Source organism: Corynebacterium sp. NML98-0116, assembly GCF_001767255.1.
Taxonomy (GTDB): domain Bacteria; phylum Actinomycetota; class Actinomycetes; order Mycobacteriales; family Mycobacteriaceae; genus Corynebacterium; species Corynebacterium pseudogenitalium.
The window spans coordinates 1,009,892-1,032,134 of record NZ_CP017639.1 but is presented as its reverse complement, the minus strand read 5'-3'; the positions used below and the strand labels follow the sequence as shown (position 1 = coordinate 1,032,134).

Genomic DNA, 22,243 nt, shown 5'->3' with positions numbered 1-22,243 from the left:
TGAGATGGACTATTCCGGACGTTGTTCCGAATCGTCTACTGTAGGTTCCTGAACCGCGGACTCGACTGCCTCTCGCTTCATAATTCCGGCGGTCTCCATCTTGACGACAACACCAGGGGCAATTTCAATTCGAAGCGTAGCGTTATCTGCGTCAACAACGTCTCCATGAAGGCCAGAAACCGTCACAACATGGTCACCGGGCTGAATAGAGGACTGCATCTCCTGTACCTGTTGCTGACGCTTCTTCTGGCTTCGCATCATCAAGATTGACGGAAGCATGAACACCAATAGGACGAGCAAAATAAGGATGATTTCCATAGCTCTATATTGACATACTCCCAATTATGTTGAAACGAGCGCCTGTCCTGGAGCATCCGGTGGCGGATCAATTCCAAGGTGCTGCCAGGCAGCCGCCGTAGCAACGCGGCCACGACCAGTTCGTGCCATCAATCCTGCTCGCACCAGGTAAGGCTCGCATACTTCTTCGACTGTAGACGGTTCCTCCCCTACAGCAATTGCCAGTGTATTGACGCCAACAGGTCCCCCACCGTGGCCACGAATGAGCGAATTCAGGACCGCTCTGTCGAGCCGATCAAGCCCGAGGTCGTCAACGTCAAACACCTCCAGCGCAGCACGCGCCGCCTGAATATCGATTCGTCCGCTGCCATGCACATCTGCCCAATCACGAACACGTCGCAGCAATCTATTCGCAATACGCGGAGTTCCCCGTGAACGTGAAGCGATTTCGACTGCTGCGTCCTTGTCGATCTCAACTTGCAAGATCTCCGCAGCACGTTCGACCACGTGCCTCAAGTCAGTAACCTCGTAAAACTCCATCTGTGCCGTAAAACCGAAACGATCCCGCAACGGACCAGTGAGCATACCAGCGCGAGTCGTTGCACCGACCAGGGTGAACGGTGGAATCTCAAGTGGAATTGACGTCGCCCCGGGCCCCTTTCCAACAATGACGTCAATACGGAAGTCCTCCATTGCCATATACAGCATTTCCTCCGCAGGCCGCGCAATACGGTGAATCTCATCGATAAAGAGGACATCGCCTTCCATAAGATTCGAAAGCATCGCAGCGAGGTCACCAGCACGTTCAAGCGCAGGCCCAGAGGTCATCCGCAAGGAAGTTCCGAGTTCCTGCGCGATGATCATCGCCATCGTTGTCTTTCCTAGCCCTGGCGGACCGGAAAGCAAGATGTGGTCCGGTGTGACGCTGCGTTGACTAGCACCCGCAAGTACAAGACTGAGCTGCTCACGCACTTTCGGCTGTCCGATGAACTCATCAAGCGACTTCGGACGAAGAGACCTCTCAATATCGTGTTCATCACTATGCGCATTGACACTGACGGGAGCCCCATCGGGACGTGAAAGATCATCCGGCAACTGGAATACGGTTTTTTCAACGTCTGACATGAACCCCACCTACTTTTTCGATAGCGTCTTCAGCGCTTCGCGCAACAGATTCGATGGATCAGTATCCGGTTGTTCCGCAACGAGAGGTTCGACGACAGTCCGCGCACTACGCTCGGTGAATCCAAGCCCAACCAGTGCTTCTACAATCTGCTCACTGATACCTGAGCCTGAAGCAGCCGGAGCCGTTGCACCGTGGCTCGCTTCGCTGCCCGTTTCAAACAAGCCGACAACCTTATCTTTCAGCTCCAACACGATTCGTTCTGCCATCTTCTTACCGACGCCAGGAATCGTTTGAATCTTCTTCGCGTCACCACTGGAAATCAATTCGGCCAGTTCCCCAGGCCCAAAGACTGCCAGTGCTGCCATCGCCAGCTTTGGCCCTAGCCCACTCACGGTTTGAAGCTTGTGAAACATAGTCCGCGAGTCCTCATCCGCGAACCCATACAAGGTCATACCGTCATCGCGGACCACCAGACTGGTGACTACATCCGCATGCTCACCACGAGTTAGGCGACTGAGCGTTGGTGGCGTCGCCAAGAAGCGATAGCCAACGCCCCCGCAGCCGATAACAGCATGATCGAGGCCAATCGAAAGGACGTCACCGTGGAGGGAATCAATCATGAACTAGTTCTTTCTCAGTTTTTCAATAGCGGAAGCTCGGGCAAGCAACGGGGCTCGCCAGCAATGGCAAACAGCGATGGCCAACGCGTCTGCAGCATCTGCTGGCTTTGGTGGCTCGCTCAGACCAAGAATACGTGTAATCATCGTAGTCATCTGTTTCTTATCAGCGCGCCCATTACCAGAAACCGACTTTTTTACCTCTGAGGGCGTATACATGTGCACTGGTATATCGCGCTCTGCAGCGGCGAGGACCATTACCCCGACGGCGTGGGCAGTATGCATCACGGTAGATACGTTACTGCGTTCGAAAATTCGCTCCATCGCAACCACGTCGGGCTTATACTCATCCATCCAGTCGCTTACCGACTTCGAGATCCGCAATAAACGCTCCGATAGTTCCACATCGGAAGGAGTGCGCGCTACACCGACGGCAATCGGTATGACCTGACGTCCTCTCCCCGCTTGAACTACCGAAAGGCCGCATCGGGTCAAACCAGGATCTATGCCCATTACCCTCAGACCTTGGAGGTTCACCGCGCTTCCTTCCGCCGAATATTGTACTGGCACACATGTTCTACCATAGTCTGAAAAAGAACCACCACTCGCCGCAACGAATGGTGGTTGAAAAACAGACTACGCCTTACAAGTCGAGCTCGGCTGCGATCTCGTCAGGAATAGACATGTTCGAGTACACATTCTGTACATCATCAGAGTCTTCGAGGGCATCAATCAGCTTCAGATTCTTTTCAGCAGCAGATGCATCCAGTTCAACTTCCACGTCAGCACGGAAGTCCTGCTCAGAGCCCTCAACCTCGATACCGGCCTCCACTAACGCCTCGCGGACTGCGGCAAGGTCGGTCGGCTGACAGGTAACTTCAAACTCTTCGCCAAGATCGTTAACCTCTTCTGCACCAGCGTCAAGTACCGCCATCAACACATCGTCCTCGGTGAGCTCCCCTTTCGCCACCGTGACGACACCGACGCGATTGAACATGTAGCCCACAGAGCCGGTTTCACCAAGATTGCCACCGTTCCTGGTCATTGCCGTACGAACCTCAGTCGCTGCTCGATTACGGTTATCCGTCAGGCACTCGATCAACAGAGCGACACCGTTCGGGCCGTACCCCTCGTACATCACCGACTCCCAGTCAGAGCCGCCGGCTTCCTCGCCCGATCCACGCTTACGCGCACGTTCGATGTTGTCGTTCGGGACCGACGCCTTCTTCGCCTTCTTGATCATGTCATCAAGCGTCGGGTTTCCTGCTGGATCGCCGCCACCAGTGCGAGCTGCAACCTCGATATCTTTGATCAGTTTCGCCCAGAGCTTGGAACGCTTTGCGTCGTTCGCGGCCTTCTTATGTTTAGTAGTAGCCCACTTTGAGTGGCCAGACATCCGGTATCCCTTCGCTTAAAACGGTTGACTATTGGTAATTGAACGTCAACCTACTATACGCCCGAACAGGTTGAGCTGCAGAACCGCGAGCAAGGTTCAGCCGCTAAAGGGAAAGCGAAGCGAAGGCTGGCAGGGCTGCGGTCCCACCCAATCGAAGAAGCCTTACGGCGGGCCGTAGCCGTAGCGAACGAACATCGCTGACAGCGTCGTTATAAAACCGCAGTGCAATTGCCACACGAGTATCTGCAGCGTCAATATCAGCGGGAAGCATCGTCCCTTGTCTCTCGATGTGTTTCCGCATTTCTTGTTCGGACTGAAGTCGTTCCTCTACGTCAACTGGAGTCAAACGCAATGATTCGATGAAACGGCACTCCTCGCGCATTTCCGGATACAGTGCGGCAATGACAGCACAGCGTTGGTCGAGCGCAGCTTGAAGTGCGTCGCGTGAACGGTCGAGACGGATATGGAGGCGGTGTAGCCGTTGCGCAGTGAAATATGCCCAGGCAAACAGCAGCGTGATTACCGCTGCGAACACCACTAGGGCGATAGTTGTCATGCGAGTGTCACCTTCTCACCAACACTTACTGCTTCGTATACAGCCATAATCTGAGCAGTCACTGTCGACCAGTCATACTGCGCGGCTCGCAGTTGCCCTCTTCTGCCCATCTCCAGGCGCAAAGCAGCGTCGTCAGTCAAAGCCTGTAACGCCTTTGTCAACTCGGCAACATCACCTACAGGAAAAAGAATCCCGGCAGGGTCGGGTGATTCTGCATCACATACCAGCGAAAAGGCCTCCAGATCACTGGCCACAACAGCGCAGCCCGCAGCCATCGCTTCCACGAGAATGATGCCAAACGATTCGCCCCCAGTGTTCGGAGCGACAAATATATCCGACGCCCCCAGCAATCTCGCCTTTTCCTCCTCGCTTACGCGACCGACGAAGTTCACTCCTGGAATCTGCCGAGGCTCCCCGCTTCCGATCACCGTGAGTTCGACTCGTCCTTCAAGGTGATCGAACGCTTCGAGAAGCAGCGTTAGCCCCTTTCTTGGCTCGTCGATACGCCCCAAGAATGCGATTCGAACAGGCCTGACGGAGCTCAACGGCGCTAGCTTCCGGGCGGCTACGAACTTCCGAGTGTCCACTCCATTAGGGATAACGATCGGATCGGCTCCGATCTGTTCAACCTGCCACCTCCGAGCAAGCTCGCTTACTGCGATACCCCCGCGGATCTTTTCTAAATATTTCCGCAAGAACGGCAGTGCAAGCTGCAAAATGCGAGACCCAGTTGTGGACGTGTGGTATGTAGCGACGATCGGTCCCGAAGCCAACATAAGCGCTGCGAGCGAATAGCTAGGAGAATTGGGCTCATGGATGTGCAATACATCAAAGTCGCCATCACACAGGAATTCGCGAGTAGTCGTAAAAACTTTAGGACCGAACGCCAGGCGCGCGACAGAGCCGTTATACGGAATAGGTAACGAACGCCCGCCTTTCTTTACAAACTCGGGAAGAGGCGTGTCATCGCGCGCAGGCCCGAGCACTTTCACTTCATGCCCTTGGTGCAAAAGTGATGCAGCTAAGTCAAGGATGTGCGCTTGAACCCCGCCTGGTTCGTCGAAAGAATACGGGCACACGATACCAATTTTCATCCCTTCGCTACCTTTTCTTCCGGTCTGCGGTCCAAAACGGCTGAAGCACATGCCAGTCTTGTGGGTGCTTTTTGATTCCGCGCTCAAACCAGCCCGCAAGCTTTTCCACTTTACCTTCTACGGAATCTGCAACAATCGGCGGCGATACGCTAGTCACCCACCCATCCATGCTGCCTGAACTCTCAAAGGCATTGTGTACTGCGAGCAGTGTCGCACCAGTCTTCTCCGCTAATACTGCCGGACCGGCGGGCATTGTCGTCTGCTCTCCAAAAAATGCTACCGGCACCCCGTGCCCACCGAGATCACGATCTGCCAACAAGCAGACAATCCCCTGTTTGTACAGAGCTTCCTCGAGGAGCTGCATTGGAGGTCTCGACGCACCACGCGAAGGAATCACCTGGATTCCTAACCCACGTCGAAATTCCAAAAACGCATCGTAGAGCTCTTCGGGCTCTACCCGCTCCGCGACCGTCGAAAAGCTCCCGTATCGGTGAGCAAGCCATGCGCCCGCAAGATCCCAGTTCCCCGAGTGTGGTAATGCGAGTACTACACCCTTGCCTTGTTGAATCGCATACTCCAGATGCTCAATTCCTTGTATCGATGCAGAGAATTGCTTGTGAAACCGTTCGTTCGAGATTACTTTCTGCAGGCAAAAGACCTCGAGCCAATACCGCATGTATGACCGCATCGAGTTCTTCACAAGCGAACGCGTGACGTTCTCAGGTCCAACCACACGCGAGAGATTCTTACGAAGTTGCTCCGGTAACCTCCCATTGCGAGAGTAAATGTCGGCGACGAACATCATCAGACGGTAGGCGATACTGTAGGGCAGCATTGATAGCAGCTTCCACCCCATCCAGTAGCTGCGATATACGCACTCATCTTTGAACGTGTGCATGCGTGCTTCGGTCCTAGCGCGACCCAAACGTTTTAGCTCCTGCTGGCGCGGCAATCTGCCGCTTGGATGCAGGATCCTTCGCTGCAATAACGAGTCGCTGCGCAACCGTATATATCGAGCCGAAAAACAGCAGCCAAAGCCCGCATTCAATGGCGTACGGCACGCCGAAGCCTTCCAACCCCAGCGCGACAAGCGCGATGAGAAGACGCTCAGGTCGCTCAACCAGCCCTCCAACAATCTTGATCCCCCCGGCCTCCGCGCGCGCCTTTACGTAACTAATCACCTGGGAGAGTACTAGTACCGCAAGGCAAACTGCGACATGCGCCGGAGAAGCTTGATCTACGTACACCAGCCAGAACACGATGGCACCGAAGAGCGCTCCGTCAGTAATCCTGTCACAACTTGCGTCAAGCGTAGCTCCGAAAGCAGTCCCTCCCCCGCGGAGACGGGCCATCGTGCCATCCACCATGTCAAAAGCCGCGAAAAGGCCACTCAGAATAGCTGCCAAAACAAGATGGTCAGTTGGAATGAGCACGACGGCTACCAACACAGTGAGCGCTGTTCCACCAAGCGTTGTCCAATTCGGTGTTAGACCAGCTTTAAGCAATGCAGTGGCGACCGGTTCTACGACAACAGCAGCAGGCTTTCGTCCATGAACACTGAGCATCTGCCTACTCCCCTCCAGTCTGTTGAGCCGCCACTTCTTTCCAGCTCTCTGCTAATAGTTGGCGCGTTTCACGCAGCAGCTGCGGAAGCACCTTGGTGCCAGTGATGACTGTCATAAAATTTGAGTCCCCTGCCCACCTCGGGACCACATGCACGTGTAGGTGATCTCCGATAGAGCCTCCGGAGGCCCTGCCTAAATTCATGCCAACGTTTATCGCTTCGGGGTCTGATACCGCCTTGAGAGTTTTCACTGCGAGCGTTACGAACCTCATAAGCTCGGCTGATTCCCCCGCAGTCAGGGCTTCAATCTCCGCCACCTTACGGTACGGCACGACCAAAATATGCCCAGCGTTATACGGATAAAGGTTCAGCACCGCGTAGACGGTCTCCCCTCGAGCCACGATGAGCCCCTCTTCATCGCTCATCGAAGGAATCTGCACGAAAGGATCACTTGACCCCTTCTCATCGCGTGGCGTTGACGCGATGTACTTCGAACGGTACGGCGCCCAAAGACGCTGAAGTCTGTCTGGAGTACCAACTCCAATGTCCTCATACATTTCTGAGCGCCTCTCTACTTCTACTGGTCAGCCTGGCGCTGTTCAACCAGCTCTTTCGTTGGTTGTTCGTTGAACTTTTCGTCCACCCAGTTGGTGATAAGTTCGACAGCCTCGTCGACGCCGACTCCATTAATTTGGGTGCCGTCGAGGAAGCGGAAGCTTACAGCGTTTGCCTCTACATCACGCGCGCCAGCGAGCAGCATGAACGGAACCTTGTGAGTGGTGTGCGTCCGAATCTTCTTCTGCATCCTGTCATCGGAATGGTCGACCTCAGCTCGGATGCCGCGCGCCCGCAGCTGCTGGATGATGCCGTCAAGGTGTCCAGCGAAATCGTCAGCAACGGGGATACCTACAACCTGGTGCGGTGCCAGCCAAGCCGGGAATGCACCGGCGTAGTGCTCAAGCAGCACGCCGAAGAATCGCTCAATTGATCCAAAGAGTGCACGGTGAATCATGACTGGTCGCTTCTTGCTTCCGTCTGAGGATGTGTACTCAAGATCGAAACGCTCAGGCAGGTTGAAGTCGAGCTGAACCGTGGACATCTGCCAGGTACGACCGATGGCGTCGCGAGCCTGTACGGAAATCTTTGGACCGTAGAACGCTGCACCTGCTGGGTCCGGAACAAGCTCGAGCCCAGACTTGGTAGCAACTGATTCTAGGATGCTCGTTGAACGCTCCCAGATATCATCATCACCGATGTACTTCTCGGGATCCTTGGTGGACAACTCCAGGTAGAAATCATCAAGCCCATAGTCTCTGAGCAGAGAAATAATGAACTCCAACACACTCGTCAGCTCGTCTTCAAGCTGTTCCTCGGTGCAGTAGATATGGGCATCGTCCTGAGTAAAACCGCGTGCACGAGTCAGGCCATGCACCACGCCGGACTTCTCGTAGCGGTACACGGTACCAAACTCGAATAGTCGCAGCGGCAATTCACGGTACGAGCGTCCACGTGAATCGAAGATGAGGTTGTGCATAGGGCAGTTCATAGGCTTGACGTAGTAATCGACTGCCTGTTTGGTCACATTGCCTTCGTCGTCGGTCTCGCCGTCGAGCTGCATCGGTGGGTACATGCCGTCGGCGTACCAGTCCAGGTGGCCAGATTTTTCGAAAAGCTCACCCTTCGTCAAGTGTGGGGTGTTGACGAATGAATAGCCTGCCTCGAGGTGACGCTGGCGGGAGTGTTCCTCCATCACCATCCGGATAATTCCTCCATCCGGGTGGAATACTGGCAAACCAGACCCAACTTCCTCCGGGAAGGAGAAAAGATCGAGCTCATTGCCAAGACGACGGTGGTCACGCTTCTCTGCTTCTGCAAGCATCAACATGTGCTCATCGAGCTTTTCTTTCGACTCCCAGGCGGTGCCGTAAATACGCTGCAACCCGGCGTTATTCTGGTTGCCACGCCAGTACGCAGCTGACGAACGTGTCAGTGCGAACGCCGGAATGTACTTAGTAGTTGGCACGTGAGGCCCGCGGCACAGATCGCGCCACTCGACTTCATTCGTCCGTGGATTCACATTGTCGTAGTGGGTGAGCTCTCCGTGACCGACTTCAGTAGCTTCGTCCGAGTCAGGGTCCACGTTTCCCTTGTCCTGCACGAGTTCAAGCTTGTACGGCTCATCAGCTAGGTCCTCTGCTGCCGCTTCAGCCGACGGATAGACTCCACGAACAAACTTCTGGCCCTGCTTGATGATCTTCTTCATGCGGCGCTCGAGCAGCTTCAAGTCTTCTGGTGTGAACGGTTCAGCCGCGTCGAAGTCGTAGTAGAAGCCACCCTCAATGGCTGGCCCAATTCCTAACTTCGTCCCCGGAAACTCAATCTGCACTGCTTGCGCCAACACGTGAGCACACGAGTGGCGAATCACGGACCGACCCAGCTCAGTGTTCGCGGTGACTGGAGTTACTGTGGTGTCTACATCCGGCGTAAATGACAGGTCCTTCAACGACCCGTCTTCAGACTGCACGCAGACAACCGCCTCCGGGCCCTTATTCGGCAGCGACAATTCGCGCATCGCAACCCCGGCAGGAGTGTTCGCCGGGACCGTGAAAGCCTGGGCTGCAAGGTGGGTTTGGTCGTTATTCGTCATGTTCGTGCGCTCCTTTGCGCTTCAATGAGGTACGTCATACCTGGACGCACCCAGCTGGATTCGTACAAGCTCGCCGGAACCTTTAAATATTGAGGTCGGCAAACATGGCAAAAATCATACCGCGTTCACTACGCGAGTAGTGACTCGGCCCAGAAACTCGGAGCACCATCTTGCGCCTGCGTGCCCGGTGGTATCCAGTACACCGCCGAACCAATGTGCGTGATCCATTCATTCAGTCGGTCAGCCTCATCGAGCCTTTTGAGGACCGGAGTGAATTGCGTATCTGGGTTTTCCTGAAATGCAATGAACACTAAGCCAGCGTTGGACAGCTGTTCCTGCCCAGGCTCAGGCGGCAAATTGTAGTTATAAGGGCGCCGTTTAAATTTCTGCTCTGGGTGCCCTTCAGGCGCCATTGACCTGGCAACGTGCGAGTTTCTATCGACCTTTGGCAGGCCATATTCGTCCCGCGCTTCCAGATCTACCGGAGTGAACTCTTCGCCGCCCGAAAGGGGTGCTCCGTTGTCTAGCCTGCGCCCGACGGCCTCTTCACGGGATGTCCGGTCGAGCATTTCCCAGGTGTCAAGGTTCATCGCTATTCGACGAACCACCATCGACGTTCCACCTTCAAACTCTGCAGCGCCTTTTGCCCACACCTGGGCGTCGTATTCCTCATCAGTGTGAGGGTTTACCGTGCCATCAATCTGTCCAAAGAGATTCCGTGGCATGGTTCCTTCGCGGTGTACAGCAGGGTTATTCATGAACCCTTGCTGCACCCACGCGGTAGCTACATAATCGACGCCAGCTCGCACCATATGACGCATCGCCCATGCGCACATCAGTGGGTCATCTGAGCAAATCTGCAACACCACGTCAGTCTGGCCCCAGTTCCGTGAAAGCTCGTCTCGCGAGAGCGCCGGAATGTCGTGGAGCCACGACGGTTTGCTCTCAGGCGCGGCGATATCAAAAAACTTCTCTCCCAACCCCACGGTAATGGTGAGGTTTGCGGGGTGTTCCGTCATCTCTGGTTCCAGGCTTGCCAACGGGTTTTCGCCGGCTGTCAACGCACGGGCATCCTCAGTCCACAGTCGCATCAATCGAACAATCGCAGGCTTATCGACGCCATCTTTAAAATTGAAACCAATCAGATTTAGTGAGGACTGTTGAGGCGTCGAAATGCCTGCCTGGTGTATGCCGTCAAACGGAACCGTTGCTGTGGCAAGGTCTATCGCAGGCTCTTGCTGAGCATTCACCACAGCATCGCGGCTTTCCGCGCAAGCTGTGGCTGCCCCGGCGGCAGCAACACTCAGAGTCCCGGCGAGAAAATGACGACGGTTGACAGACATTCGACTTTCCTTCAATTAGTGGTTGTGGCCTTCACCCATGGACCCATGTTGGTGCCCCTGGAGCTCCCCGTGCTCACCATAGTCTTCGTCACCCGGAAGCATAGAGCGAACGGCTACGTCTGGAATCTGCTCCTCGGTTCCGTCGGCGAACTCAAGCGTTACATCGACCACGTCGCCTGCCGGAATTGCAGGGTCGAAGCCCATGATCATGAAGTGGTCACCGCCAGGCTTGAGCTCATATGTCCCACCGGCGGGGATCTCGATGCCGCCTTCTTTCTCGCGCATGACTCCATCTACCACCTCGTGGATCTCGTAGGTGGCGTCGCCGAGTGACGTAGTGAAGCCAACGATGTGAATGTCCTTGTCAGAGGTGTTGTGCAGCGTACCGAAGAACCCGGTCATGGACTTTCCGCCTTCCGCACCGGCTTCTGCTTTCGCACGAATAGCCGCGGACTCAACGCGGATATCACCTTCGCCCTGAAGCTTGTCATTGTCTGGAGCAGCAGTCGTAGTGGACTCCACGGTTGTTGTCTCTGCAGCGGTTGGCGCAGATGTCGACGGGTTTTCCTGCGATGGCGAGCAAGCCGTCAGGGCAAGAGCGGCGACACCAAGTGCCGAAATAGCTGCAGTGCAAATGTTTTTCATATTTCTCCTTAGTCGTTGCTAAAAACTTGTGTATGTACTGGCTCAATCTTTGCTCAAGGAGCCGCGACGCAGTAAAAGTGCCGTTACAGCACCGAAAAGAAGCAGGATTAGTCCGCCGACAAAAAGCCAGCTAAAGGAACTGGATGAAGAACCGCTCACTTCTCCGGTTGGCACGGAATCTTCCATAGTTTCATCGACAACTTGTGAACCTTCCGGCGCATATGTAAACGTTGTCATCCCTTTAGTGGCGTGCCCGTCTGAAGAGACAATCTGAAATCCGATCCGGTACTCTCCTGGCACTTTGTCACCAGATTCGCGAACTTTCTCTGGAAGTTCAAGGGACACAAATCGTCCGTCGAGCACTGGCTCTCCAGTAAAGAGGATCTCGTTGTCCGATACCCGCGACAGCGCGAACGTGTTGAAGCCTTCCTGGGGTTGACCCGAGAACTCCAACGACAGCTCTTTCGGAAACTCGGCTACCACGGACCCGTTTGATGGATCTCCCCCAATAACGGCATCATGTGCCTCCGCTGATCCGGCCAACGCAGAAGCTACACATACGGCACTCAATATAGCCCATGCCGTTCGCTGTACCCTTTGTCCTGCTTTGGACATTCGGATCCCTCCTACAAAATGAACTGACTTTAAACCAGTACAACATTAGTCGTAACGAATGGCGGATTAGTTCCCCAGCATGCCCAGTGCCGGACCATAGAAAGCGAAAATGCCCGCAAGGCGGGCATTCAGTGGTCCTAGCTGGGATCGAACCAGCGACCTTTCCGGTGTGAACGGAACGCTCTTCCACTGAGCCATAGGACCGAACGCGAACTACTTTACACCCCCTCCACTCCTTCAACGAATCCGCAGTACAGCAACACTTTCACCGAGTAACAGCAATTTCCCTGCCAACCCAGCGCCTCACCATCGTACGCACCTGCCAAGACTGGCCCTGTGCTGGCGATTTGGAAAACTAAGAGCTAACAGATAATGTTTGTTCACGCACAACGGAGGTACCACTTCCGGAGAGCATGCGGATGTAGCGCAGTTGGTAGCGCATCACCTTGCCAAGGTGAGGGTCGCGAGTTCGAGTCTCGTCATCCGCTCCAAGTACTTTCAGTACTTCGGAGGTACTCACGGTGGATTGGTCGAGTGGTTAGGCAACGGTCTGCAAAACCGTGTACACGGGTTCGATTCCCGTATCCACCTCCAACCTCGCGCGATTAGCTCAGCGGTAGAGCACTACCTCGACACGGTAGGGGTCACTGGTTCGATCCCAGTATCGCGCACAGAGCCGCACAGCTCTTTTCAAAATGTGCATGCGGATGTAGCGCAGTTGGTAGCGCATCACCTTGCCAAGGTGAGGGTCGCGAGTTCGAGTCTCGTCATCCGCTCCACATAGGCTCACGCCCTCGGGATTCCCGAGGGCGTGAGTTTTCTCATATCGGTTGGACGCCGCGGTTTCAGCGTGCCCTGGCCCACATATATCTAGGGACGTGGGCCCTCCTACTCACCGCGCGCCTGGGTTTTCAGCTGTTCGAGGAACATGCGAGCCACCGTAAACTCCAAGGGTTCCCTCATCGGGTCGGAGTACGTCTTCTCCCCCGCCCGGCGCGTCAGCTGTTCCCGTACGAGCGTGACGATGGCGTCTACGCCTCCTGATGAGACTTGCATCGGGTTTTTCGTGGTCTGCACGAGTTCCGGACTGATTCCCATGTCTGCAGCGATGCGGCGGAAGAGTGCCTTGTCTTGTGCGATGTCGGCCCCACGGATGACTCGTGGGTGGATGCGCAGTGCGAGGTCGACTGCCTCGTGTGTCTGCCAAACCTGAATGTGGCGCTCGGGGTCTGCGATGAGGCGCTCGTAGAAGTCCGGGATGAAACGTTGCCTGGTGAAGTTTGCCTTGATCCCTCGGCGTACCTGGTCATCCCACAGTTGGAGGTAATTGTCGGCTGCTGTATCGATGGTTTTTCCGCCGAGAAACAGTGCGTCCGCACCTGCCCCTGTGATGAGTGCGCCGTCGGCATGATACTCCTGCCTGCACGTGTCGATGGCTACCAAAATGGCCCCAGAGAGCACTTCCCAAGGTTCCACGGTGTCGAGGCGCTCGATGGTTTCCTTGAGCAGCGTCTCCAGCGCTTCCCCGCGTGGGGCGACGACGTGATGCTCGAAGCCGAGTGCGCGGGCCACCTCACTCGCCACCTTGGTCTCCTCCGCTGCCTGTTGCGAGGAGTCTTGACTGAACGTCACCGCGAGGACGTCGGTACGCAGTTGGGCGAGCACCGCGGCGATGAGGATCGAGTCGACGCCGCCGGAGAGCATGAGAGTGGGGCGCCCCGGCCAGCGCCCGAGCACCGCTGTGAGGCGTGCACGCAGGTAGTCGACGACAGCGTGTTTAGCTGGCGCATATTCGGTGATCTCGTATGTACCTGGCTCGATGCTGCGCTCGTCGGCGACGTATTCGCAGCCTTTATCCGTCACAGCCAATTTTCGTCCTTTCCTCAAGCGCTGCAATTCGCTGCTGCAGCTCTCGTATTTGTTTCCGTCGCGTTTTCATCACCACCGGTTCGGCGTGCGTATGGCGGTAGACCGCCACGTGCACCATCCAGGAGAATGCGCCCAGGATGACCCCGGCGGTAAGGATCAGGCCGAAGCGTTCAAAGGTGCCAATCTGTTCTAGCCCTGCGAGCGAAATGTTGAAAGACAGCACCCCAATGACAGCGAGGAAGACAGACAGAATCTCTATGCTCCGTAAGAGACTGTTGCGTGACTCTGCTTCAATCCTCTCCGACATCCGCTCTACTTCGGCGCCGACGTGCGCAAGCTCTGCATCTACACGTCCTTGAATGGAGTTTTGTACCTGCCGTTCGGTGGCAATCATCATCCGGTAGGAGACGAACTCCCCATGCAGCGCTGTGGCATCCGCGGGTAGGTTCTTAATGGCCATCTGCACAGAGTGAAGTGCCTCGGCGTAAAAGTCGTCCCGGGAACGAACCGTGCGTCCCGAGAACACGTCGGAGCGTGGTGCTGCTTCGATGGCTGCCATGCGGCGGTATCCCTCGGCACGCCGGTAGTGCGCGATGTAGTCGTTTGGCGAGTGATAGCGCAAGATTGCCTCAGAGAAGGCGAGTATTTGCTCCCCATACTCGGTGTCTGGATAGAGCCACAACCCGTGGAGCATGAGATGTTTGAGCTTCAGTGGCACTTGTTCCAGCTGAGAAACGGCATGCTCGTTCCCGTCGCTGGGTGGGGCTCCCACGGCGTCGAAGACGTGCTGCGGGTCAATCCTACGACCCGAGAGCAGCCTGGCGAAGGTGAGAAAAACCTGGTTGAGGTTAACGGTCACCGACAGGTTGTGGAAGCGCAGGGGCGCATCGTTCGCCATATCGAGTACGCGCCGGATGCCATCGTGGTCGAAGTTGAAGCGATGGAGTTGCAGCTCGATAAGGATGAGCGCGAACTCTGCAGTGCGAGACTGCCTTGCCCATTCCGGCAACAGCCGAAGCCATTCCTCGTTGTGCTCACCGAGGCAGCGCTCACGTGCCTTCCATGTTGCGTCGGTCACGGCGTTGAACATCGCTTCAAACGCATCGATTTCACGGTAGACGGTCTCACCGAACACCGCGTCTGCAAGTACGCAGACCTGCTGTTTCCAATCGGCATCTGCCACGTCTGGGTCAAAGAGCGCTGCGAAGAGCCGGTCAGGGTTCTCGCCACCTATCCATACCCGCTGCGCCTCTTCCACGAGCGGAAAACGATCGAGCACGTGCTGTCTCCTTTTAAAATCCTGGCAGTCAGATGTGTACGCTTGACGCCATGATAGACGCGAGCCGCACTTTCGAACCAGCTGAATTGCTGGGCACTGTGCTGCCCGCTTCAGTCCCGGAACTGCGTCTGCTTGCGGTCATGACACTTTCCGGCGCTGCCTCTCTCGATGGCACCTCCCGCTCCCTTGGCAACGCCATCGATGCCGCGCTGCTCAACCTGCTGCGTGTGTGGTCCGACGCTGTCTTAGTCGGTGGAGGCACCGCGCGGGCGGAAAACTACTTCGGAGTCAAGTGCACCGACGAGGACAAGGCCGAGCGTCGGTCCCGCGGGCAGGCGGAGGTCCCACCGCTTGCGATCATCACCGAAAGCTTCGAGTTTGACGTGGACACACAGTTGTTTTACGACACGGAGGTGCCTCCGCTTTTCCTCGCTCCGGAGCACCACGTCAACGATCCGGAGCTCGCCGAGCGTCGAGAAGCACTCCTGCACGCGGGCGGCCGCATTCTGTCCACTGGCGATGGCACTGCACGCTCAATTATCGATGCCCTGCACGCCCAGGGCTTTAACCGCATCGTTTGCGAGGGCGGACCTGGACTCTACGACATGCTCCTGACTGCTGGGCTCGGTGACATTTTGCACCTGACCATCGACCCTACGTTGCAAGGCAAGGTAGAAAAGCCCCTCTTCGGCGGAGGTGGAGACTATGCCACCCCGCTCGAGCTCGAAGACGTGCGGGTGAGCGAGGACTCGACGATGTTCGTGCGCTACCGTCTGTGGGGCACTGCTGCTTCCCACGAGGGGTAACTGCATTCGGTACTGTTATGCAAGTGACGAACGCACAAGACACTCCCCCCGCCTGGGCGCAGCGCCTGAACAACATCTGGACCGCTCCTGCCCCACAGAATGGCTCGCACACCACAGCGGCAACGCGCACGCTACAAACCGCCGCTAACGCAGCTGCCTGGCCACTGGCACTTCTGCTCATCATCCACCGCGTTGCCGTTCTTGCAAGGCACGGCTCCCAGACCGACGACTTCACCACCGTGTGGGCTGCCACCCGTCGCTTCGTCGAGCGCGTCCCCGTCTACAACGAGGTGTATCACCACGTCGATCCGCACTATCTTTACAATCCTGGAGCTACGCTACTGCTCTCACCTTTGGGCCTGTTTGACGACGCCTCGCTGATCCGTCCACTCTTTGTTTTAGTAAACACCGCCGCCATTCTTGCGGCACTTGGAATCCTCACGAAGCTCAGTAGAAAACCGCTGAGCCACCCGCTGCTACCTATCAGCATCGTGCTCAGTTTCTGCACCGAGTCAGTTGTGAACACACTCGTCTTTTCGAACATCAATGGTGTATTGCTGCTCCTCTTTACCGTATTCCTCTATAGCTATACTCACAGGCGCTTTGTGTTAGCCGGCGTCTGCCTAGGCCTCGCCATACTGGTCAAGCCGATGTTTGCCCCCTTGGTGGTGTTGCCACTCATGCAACTCCGCTGGCGTTGCGTCGTACCGAGTGTCCTAGTTCCCGTGCTCTTCAACGTTGTCGCATGGCCAATGACACCGGGCGCCCGCGATTACATCGATGTCGTCATCCCCTACCTAAAGATCACCCGCGACTATGCCAATTCATCGCTTGCCGGCTTCACGACTTACTTTGGACTTCCAGCGCAGTTCTACGACGCACTATTCGTCTTTTTCGGCATCACTGTCGCTATAGCGGTCCTAGGGCTTGCCCGCTGGCGCTGGTCAGACGAGCTCCTATGGCTCACGTTTAGCTCCACGGTGTTACTCGCGGGTGTATGTTTGCTCTCGTCCCTCGGCCAGGCTTACTACTCGATGATGCTCTTCCCGGCGGCTTTCACTGTACTTTCAGCACGAAGCCCAATGCACACCAGCGGCCCCTGGATCGGACTATTTTTCTGCCTTGCACCGTTACAATGGACGACACTTCGAAACCCTCTCATCGGGAACTGGATTACTACATTCCTCCCCACATTGGGTTGGGCTGTGTTCATCGTATCGACGGCCACCTGGGTACTCACAACAGTGTTCACAACAAAGAAAGGCGAAAGAGACCCTCATGACAGAGAATCGTTTTCAGCAGATGACGGAAGCAGAGTGGAAAGCTCACCTCGTCCCTGAGGAATTCCGTGTACTTCGGCAAGCCGGCACCGAAGCACCTGGAGTTGGTGAGTACACCGACCATTTCGAAGAAGGCATCTACGTGTGCCGTGCATGCGGCGCAGAGTTGTTCCGCTCTACAACGAAGTTCGACGCCCACTGCGGGTGGCCAGCGTTCTACGCTCCTGATAGCGAAGCCGCCGTCATCAAGCGAGCCGATTACTCTCTCGGGATGGTAAGAACTGAGGTGCTTTGCGCTCAATGCCATTCCCACCTGGGGCATGTATTCGAGGGTGAGGGTTTCAACACACCAACCGATCAGAGATACTGCATCAATTCAATTTCTCTGAAGTTTGATGCCCCAAGAAAAGACGATTAAAGAACTCCCCCAGCGCCGAGATGCGCTGAGGGAGTTTTTGATTTCGCAATGCCAGCTACGGCAGAACCTTTATGACGTCAGCAATGCTTGCGACGCGGCGACCGGTCTGGAACGGGATTTCTTCTCGGACGTGAAGGCGCGCTTCTGTGTAGCGCATCGTCTTCATAAGTGACTCAATACGCTCCAGCGTGTCCGCCTCGAACGAAAGCATCCACTCATAGTCGCCAAGGACAAAGGCCTCGACGGTGTTGGCACGAACGTCTGCATAGTCGCGTGCTGCCATGCCATGCTCCATTAGGATCTTGCGACGCTTCTCAGGCTCCATTACGTACCAGTCGTATGAACGAACGAATGGGTACACCGTAATCCAGTCCTTCGGATCCTCCCCCATGATGAAGCTCGGAAGATGCGACTTGTTGAACTCCGCAGGGCGGTGAATTCCATTACCGAGCCACGAAACCTCCAACAGCTGACCGAACGCGGTGTCACGGCGGAATCGCGCGAGTGCATCCTGGATGTACTCGAATTCCTCCGCATGCCACCAGATCATGAAGTCCGCGTCAGCCCGAATACCAGTGTTGTCATAGATACCACGTACGACAACTTTCCCTTCCTCTTTGAGCTGCTCAAAGAACTTTTCCGCTTCTGCGATAACTTCGTCGCGCTCGGTACCAAGTGCACCTGGGATCGCACGAAATACCGCGTACTGCAGGTAGCGCTGGGTTGCGTTCAGCTTTTCGTAGTCAAGCTTCGCCATTTAAACTCTCCTTCTGAGATTCACGGAAACACGTTGGATGCCAAGGCGACCAACCGTCGCTATAAAAACATACATCAAACGAAAGTACTAGTTCAGTGTACACTTCGCTGCAAACGCTGAATCTTGCCAACCAATATACGGCGCGCCTCGCCCCCTCAAAGCCGCATCCTCATTAGCTTGGTTGGCGTGATGAACTCGGATACCACCTCCCCAAGCGAGAGCGCGTCGACTCCTGCGGAGTTCACCGCAGCGGTCGAATCGATGCATAAGGCTCAAGTGCGCCCAGAAATCTCCATCGGTACCATTCGGCCTCCTCAGCGGCCTGCACCGTTTAGCCACGCCGTTGGGCTTGAGGTTATCCAGACCAAGCCAGACCAAGGTGACGCGTTCGGTCGCCTCATCCTGCTTCATTCCCCCGACGCCGAAGAGGCCTGGGAGGGTTCAATGCGACTAGTCGCCTATATCCAGGCAGATATGGACGATGCTGTCGCGGCGGATCCACTTCTCCCCGATGTGGCATGGCAGTGGCTTAACGAGTCGCTCGATGGCAATGGGGCCGGGTTTACCAACCTTGGAGGTACGGTAACCTCCACAGCTTCCGTCCGCTACGGGGAGATTGGCGGCCCTCCGCGGGCGTACCAATTGGAGATGCGCGCATCTTGGACAGCTGAAGGAATTGATCTGTCATCACATGTGGAAGCGTTTGCAAATGTCCTCAGTTTAGTGGCGGGTCTGCCACCCGAAGGTGTGCGAACCATTTCGTAGCATTAGTATGTGTACGCATGGAAGTGAATTTGTCCTACACCTTTGTCGATCATCCATCGCAGTTTGCCGAGGTAGCTGATCGATTAGCCGAAGGACTTGGTCCTTTTTGTATCGATACCGAACGAGCCGGCGCGTACCGCTACGATGACCGAGCATTCCTCGTACAGATCTACCGCAAAGACGCGGGAACGTTCCTCATTGCCCCTGAGCACTATCGAGACGAGTTCGAACAGTACTTTGCACCAGTCTGCAATGATCAGGAGTGGGTAATACACGCGGCGAGAGAGGATCTACCGTGTCTCGCGCAATTAGGATTACGCCCGTCCACTATTTTCGATACCGAACTTGCAGCACGATTTGCAGGATACCCAGCAACCAAACTTGGCGTGTTGGTAAAGGAGTTTTGCCAAGTCTCACTTCCCAAGCAGCACGGCGATGCCGATTGGTCACAGACACCACTGACTGACTCAATGCTCGAGTACGCAGCGCAGGACGTTATTTACCTGCCCCACCTTGAACAGGCCTTAGTACACCTCCTCGATATGCAAGGCAAACTTGAATACGCGAATCAAGAATTTGCTCATTTGGTAGCTACGCGTTCAAACCCGGGGGTAAAGAAACATTCTTGGCTCGATATACCCCAGGTTTCGGACAAATTATCGGATCTCGAGCTCACTTTGACGAAGTGGCTTTGGGATGCTCGCGATTGTTTTGCCTACGACCAAGACATAGCTCCGGGATTAGTACTTCCGAACAAGATGCTGGTACCACTGGCTCAGTCCCGCCCAACGACCGTTGACGAATTGCTGGCGTTTGACGGTGCAACCCATGCGCTCACCAACTATCCATACTTCTGGCTCGAGACAATCCATGATGCGCTGTTATCCCCATTTGAAAAAGCACTAAGGGAACAAATTCGCTTACCTACTAGGAAAAGCATTTGGGAGTGGACAAGGCACAACAAAGTGGCGCTACGTACGCGACAAAACATAAACAATCGGGTCGCCGAAATCGCCGAGACTCTTAAGATCCGCAAAGAGCTGATTTTGACGAACAAGGTCCTCGAACGGACCATATGGACCGCCTTCCACGAACGTCTAGATTGGCCAATGGAATATACCCGTCCCCTGCTCAAGCAGATGGGACTGCGCGAATGGCAGATAGACTTCCTAGCACCTATTTTCGTGGCGGAACAGCCGGAACCTCGCCGCTAGGCAGCGAGTGCCTTATTGATCGTGGTCCTCAAGGCCGCGTACCCACTCGCGAATCTTTTTCGTCGCAGCTGACTCGTCCATACCGAATTCTTCAAAGATCTGTTCCCGGGAAGCGTGCTCTGGGAACACCTGAGGAAATGCAATATGCCGCAGCGGTGTGTCGATTTCAGCGTAGGACAACGCTTCTGCAATTGCTGAACCAACGCCTCCATGTACGATCCCGTCTTCATACACCACGACAAGATCGGACTCAACCGCAAGATCGAGAATATCAGGGGAAACAGGCACAACCCAACGGGGATCTACCAGGGTAACTCGAACATTGTCCGATTCCAATCGTTCAGCGACCCGTAGTGCCGAATCCGCAAAAACTCCCACTGCAACAATCAACACATCAACTGTCTGGTCGCTTTCATCATCTTGCGCAGTCGATGATGGTTCTCGAAGAATATCGACGCCACCTGGCAGCCGCTTAATAGCTGCTAGGTCCTCCCCGACGCTCCCCTTAGGGAACCGGACAACAGTTGGCCCGTCCTTAACAGTCAAAGCTTCCCTAAACAGTTCCCTTAGCTGCTGCGGATCGCGAGGCGCCGCGACACGAATATTTGGGACGATTGACGTCAGCGCCATATCCCACACGCCGTTGTGGCTTGCGCCGTCCGTACCAGTGACGCCCGCTCTATCGAGCACTACAGTCAACGGCTGCTTGATAAGTGCTGCGTCCATCAGGAGCTGATCGAAAGCTCGGTTCAAAAATGTGGAGTAGACCGCGACAACGGGGTGCAGTCCCCCGAGAGCAAGCCCGCTGGCAGAGGCAATCGCATGCTGCTCCGCAATACCGACATCAAAAAATCTGTCAGGAAATTCCTCTGCGAACGGTGCAAGGCCTGTCGGCCCAGCCATAGCGGCCGTGATTGCGACAATGTCACGTCGAGTCCTAGCGGCGTCGAGAAGTTCCTCGGTGAAAATTGATGTCCACCCTGGCTTGGACTTCTTCAGAGTTTCTCCTGTAACAGGGTCAATCGCACCAGTGGAGTGCATTTGGTCGGCGATGTTGTTAACTGCGGGGGCGAAGCCGTGGCCTTTCTCAGTCACAACGTGCACAATCAAGGGCCCCTCGTAGGTCTTCGCGTACTCGAAAGCGCTTAGCAACGCCGTGAGGTCGTGACCTTCTACTGGCCCAACGTACTTCATCCCCAGCTCCGGGAACATCTCTGTTGGGATAACCTGGGCCTTCACTCCTTCTTTCAGCGCATGAAGCGCTTCAAACGTCCGTTCTCCGACCCAACCCATCGACTTGAGGGTCTTCTTACCGGATTCCATTACGTCGTCGTAGCCGGGTTTCATGCGCAAAGCTGCGAGCTGATCACGAAGGCGAGTCAGGTTGTTCGCAAAACCACCAATAGTTGGCGAATACGAGCGACCATTGTCATTTACGACTATGACTACGTTGCGTTCTGCGGCTGCAATGTTGTTCAGCGCTTCCCAGCACATCCCACCTGTCAGTGCACCGTCACCGACGACGGCGACAACATTTTCGTCGCCCTTGCCCTGAATGTACTTGGCTTTCGCTAAGCCATCTGCAATTGAAAGCGAAGCACTCGCGTGCGATGACTCAGTCCAATCATGTTCCGACTCCGAGCGCGAGGTATAGCCAGAAAGACCGTCTTTCTGACGCAAGGAATCAAACTGACCAGCACGCCCGGTCAGAATTTTATGCACGTACGACTGGTGAGAGGTATCAAAAACGACCGGTTCCGTTGGCGAGTCGAATACGTAATGCAGTGCAATTGTCAACTCGACAACGCCGAGGTTCGGCCCCAGGTGACCTCCCGTTGCTGACACCTTCTCAATTAAAAACTGGCGTACTTCATCAGCGAGATCTGATAATTCCCCAGGCGCCAACGACTTCAAATCCGCTGGCGAATTGAGTTTACCTATCAGTCCCACGGTCC

23 protein-coding genes and 5 tRNA genes are annotated in these 22,243 nt (G+C 55.5%); 9 read left to right on the top strand and 19 right to left on the bottom strand.

Annotation, left to right across the window (positions count from 1 at the left end; genetic code table 11):
• Nucleotides 1-9: 9 nt before the first annotated feature.
• The 15 genes from yajC to BJP05_RS04495 all read right to left on the bottom strand — a co-directional run bounded on the left by yajC (nucleotide 10) and on the right by BJP05_RS04495 (nucleotide 12,104).
• On the bottom strand, nucleotides 10-318 hold the full coding sequence (yajC, locus tag BJP05_RS04565; protein WP_070362376.1) for a preprotein translocase subunit YajC: 309 nt from the start codon (nucleotides 316-318) through the stop codon (nucleotides 10-12).
• A 24-nt stretch (nucleotides 319-342) separates the two neighbouring features.
• A complete protein-coding gene (gene ruvB, locus BJP05_RS04560; protein WP_070363504.1) occupies nucleotides 343-1,422 on the bottom strand; it encodes a Holliday junction branch migration DNA helicase RuvB in 1,080 nt (359 codons plus the stop codon).
• Nucleotides 1,423-1,431: 9 nt separating this feature from the next.
• Nucleotides 1,432-2,043, bottom strand: coding sequence for a Holliday junction branch migration protein RuvA (ruvA, locus tag BJP05_RS04555; RefSeq protein ID WP_070362375.1), 612 nt, complete (start codon nucleotides 2,041-2,043; stop codon nucleotides 1,432-1,434).
• A 3-nt stretch (nucleotides 2,044-2,046) separates the two neighbouring features.
• Nucleotides 2,047-2,577 (bottom strand): crossover junction endodeoxyribonuclease RuvC, encoded by a 531-nt coding sequence (gene ruvC, locus BJP05_RS04550; RefSeq protein WP_070362374.1) that lies wholly within the window; start codon nucleotides 2,575-2,577, stop codon nucleotides 2,047-2,049.
• 106 nt (nucleotides 2,578-2,683) lie between these two features.
• Nucleotides 2,684-3,436 (bottom strand): YebC/PmpR family DNA-binding transcriptional regulator, encoded by a 753-nt coding sequence (locus tag BJP05_RS04545; protein WP_070362373.1) that lies wholly within the window; start codon nucleotides 3,434-3,436, stop codon nucleotides 2,684-2,686.
• A 103-nt stretch (nucleotides 3,437-3,539) separates the two neighbouring features.
• The gene (locus BJP05_RS04540) at nucleotides 3,540-3,992 is read right to left on the bottom strand and encodes a hypothetical protein (RefSeq protein ID WP_070362372.1); all 453 of its coding nucleotides are present in this window, start codon (nucleotides 3,990-3,992) and stop codon (nucleotides 3,540-3,542) included.
• On the bottom strand, nucleotides 3,989-5,086 hold the full coding sequence (locus BJP05_RS04535) for a glycosyltransferase family 4 protein (protein ID WP_070362371.1): 1,098 nt from the start codon (nucleotides 5,084-5,086) through the stop codon (nucleotides 3,989-3,991). The genes BJP05_RS04540 and BJP05_RS04535 overlap by 4 nt, the downstream gene beginning before the upstream one ends.
• A 7-nt stretch (nucleotides 5,087-5,093) precedes the next feature.
• Complete coding sequence (locus BJP05_RS04530; RefSeq protein WP_070362370.1) at nucleotides 5,094-5,984, bottom strand: phosphatidylinositol mannoside acyltransferase; 891 nt, start codon at nucleotides 5,982-5,984, stop codon at nucleotides 5,094-5,096.
• Between the two features lie 13 nt (nucleotides 5,985-5,997).
• Nucleotides 5,998-6,651 carry a phosphatidylinositol phosphate synthase gene (pgsA, locus tag BJP05_RS04525; protein ID WP_070362369.1) on the bottom strand — a complete coding sequence of 218 codons (654 nt, stop codon included), beginning with the start codon at nucleotides 6,649-6,651 and terminating at the stop codon, nucleotides 5,998-6,000.
• Between the two features lie 4 nt (nucleotides 6,652-6,655).
• Nucleotides 6,656-7,207 carry an HIT domain-containing protein gene (locus BJP05_RS04520; protein ID WP_070362368.1) on the bottom strand — a complete coding sequence of 184 codons (552 nt, stop codon included), beginning with the start codon at nucleotides 7,205-7,207 and terminating at the stop codon, nucleotides 6,656-6,658.
• A 20-nt stretch (nucleotides 7,208-7,227) separates the two neighbouring features.
• Nucleotides 7,228-9,297, bottom strand: coding sequence for a threonine--tRNA ligase (gene thrS, locus BJP05_RS04515; protein ID WP_070362367.1), 2,070 nt, complete (start codon nucleotides 9,295-9,297; stop codon nucleotides 7,228-7,230).
• 128 nt (nucleotides 9,298-9,425) lie between these two features.
• Nucleotides 9,426-10,640 (bottom strand): Dyp-type peroxidase, encoded by a 1,215-nt coding sequence (locus BJP05_RS04510; RefSeq protein WP_070362366.1) that lies wholly within the window; start codon nucleotides 10,638-10,640, stop codon nucleotides 9,426-9,428.
• A 15-nt stretch (nucleotides 10,641-10,655) separates the two neighbouring features.
• Complete coding sequence (locus BJP05_RS04505; protein WP_070362365.1) at nucleotides 10,656-11,285, bottom strand: copper chaperone PCu(A)C; 630 nt, start codon at nucleotides 11,283-11,285, stop codon at nucleotides 10,656-10,658.
• Nucleotides 11,286-11,327: 42 nt separating this feature from the next.
• Nucleotides 11,328-11,900 (bottom strand): copper resistance CopC family protein, encoded by a 573-nt coding sequence (locus BJP05_RS04500; protein ID WP_070362364.1) that lies wholly within the window; start codon nucleotides 11,898-11,900, stop codon nucleotides 11,328-11,330.
• Between the two features lie 132 nt (nucleotides 11,901-12,032).
• Nucleotides 12,033-12,104: transfer RNA gene (locus tag BJP05_RS04495), tRNA-Val, on the bottom strand.
• Nucleotides 12,105-12,315: 211 nt separating this feature from the next.
• On the opposite strand from BJP05_RS04495, the gene BJP05_RS04490 reads away from it, so the two are divergent.
• The 4 genes from BJP05_RS04490 to BJP05_RS04475 all read left to right on the top strand — a co-directional run bounded on the left by BJP05_RS04490 (nucleotide 12,316) and on the right by BJP05_RS04475 (nucleotide 12,679).
• A tRNA-Gly gene (locus BJP05_RS04490) sits at nucleotides 12,316-12,391 on the top strand.
• Between the two features lie 29 nt (nucleotides 12,392-12,420).
• Nucleotides 12,421-12,494, top strand: a tRNA-Cys gene (locus BJP05_RS04485).
• A 5-nt stretch (nucleotides 12,495-12,499) separates the two neighbouring features.
• Nucleotides 12,500-12,571, top strand: a tRNA-Val gene (locus BJP05_RS04480).
• A gap of 32 nt (nucleotides 12,572-12,603) precedes the next feature.
• A tRNA-Gly gene (locus BJP05_RS04475) sits at nucleotides 12,604-12,679 on the top strand.
• A 109-nt stretch (nucleotides 12,680-12,788) separates the two neighbouring features.
• Here the strand turns inward: BJP05_RS04475 and BJP05_RS04470 are convergent.
• Both BJP05_RS04470 and BJP05_RS04465 read right to left on the bottom strand, forming a co-directional pair.
• Nucleotides 12,789-13,763 carry an asparagine synthase-related protein gene (locus tag BJP05_RS04470; protein ID WP_070362363.1) on the bottom strand — a complete coding sequence of 325 codons (975 nt, stop codon included), beginning with the start codon at nucleotides 13,761-13,763 and terminating at the stop codon, nucleotides 12,789-12,791.
• Complete coding sequence (locus BJP05_RS04465; RefSeq protein ID WP_070362362.1) at nucleotides 13,753-15,048, bottom strand: hypothetical protein; 1,296 nt, start codon at nucleotides 15,046-15,048, stop codon at nucleotides 13,753-13,755. The genes BJP05_RS04470 and BJP05_RS04465 overlap by 11 nt, the downstream gene beginning before the upstream one ends.
• A 50-nt stretch (nucleotides 15,049-15,098) precedes the next feature.
• Between BJP05_RS04465 and BJP05_RS04460 the strand changes: the two genes are divergently transcribed.
• Genes BJP05_RS04460 through msrB form a run of 3 tightly spaced genes read left to right on the top strand, consistent with a single transcriptional unit; the run spans nucleotide 15,099 to nucleotide 17,552 of the window.
• The gene (locus BJP05_RS04460; protein WP_070363503.1) at nucleotides 15,099-15,854 is read left to right on the top strand and encodes a pyrimidine reductase family protein; all 756 of its coding nucleotides are present in this window, start codon (nucleotides 15,099-15,101) and stop codon (nucleotides 15,852-15,854) included.
• Nucleotides 15,855-15,877: 23 nt separating this feature from the next.
• On the top strand, nucleotides 15,878-17,194 hold the full coding sequence (locus tag BJP05_RS04455) for a glycosyltransferase family 87 protein (protein ID WP_240492806.1): 1,317 nt from the start codon (nucleotides 15,878-15,880) through the stop codon (nucleotides 17,192-17,194).
• A complete protein-coding gene (gene msrB / locus BJP05_RS04450; RefSeq protein ID WP_070362361.1) occupies nucleotides 17,133-17,552 on the top strand; it encodes a peptide-methionine (R)-S-oxide reductase MsrB in 420 nt (139 codons plus the stop codon). The genes BJP05_RS04455 and msrB overlap by 62 nt, the downstream gene beginning before the upstream one ends.
• Nucleotides 17,553-17,607: 55 nt before the next feature.
• On the opposite strand, the gene hemQ is transcribed toward msrB, so the two are convergent.
• Entirely contained in the window at nucleotides 17,608-18,309 is a 702-nt protein-coding gene (hemQ, locus tag BJP05_RS04445; RefSeq protein WP_070362360.1) for a hydrogen peroxide-dependent heme synthase, read from the bottom strand.
• A gap of 189 nt (nucleotides 18,310-18,498) precedes the next feature.
• Between hemQ and BJP05_RS04440 the strand changes: the two genes are divergently transcribed.
• The gene (locus BJP05_RS04440; protein ID WP_070362359.1) at nucleotides 18,499-19,074 is read left to right on the top strand and encodes a DUF3000 domain-containing protein; all 576 of its coding nucleotides are present in this window, start codon (nucleotides 18,499-18,501) and stop codon (nucleotides 19,072-19,074) included.
• Nucleotides 19,075-19,091: 17 nt separating this feature from the next.
• Nucleotides 19,092-20,288 carry an HRDC domain-containing protein gene (locus BJP05_RS04435; protein ID WP_070362358.1) on the top strand — a complete coding sequence of 399 codons (1,197 nt, stop codon included), beginning with the start codon at nucleotides 19,092-19,094 and terminating at the stop codon, nucleotides 20,286-20,288.
• Nucleotides 20,289-20,300: 12 nt separating this feature from the next.
• Here BJP05_RS04435 and dxs read toward each other — a convergent pair whose 3' ends face one another.
• Nucleotides 20,301-22,238, bottom strand: a complete 1,938-nt coding sequence (gene dxs, locus BJP05_RS04430; protein WP_070362357.1) for a 1-deoxy-D-xylulose-5-phosphate synthase — start codon at nucleotides 22,236-22,238, stop codon at nucleotides 20,301-20,303.
• Between the last annotated feature and the right edge of the window lie 5 nt (nucleotides 22,239-22,243).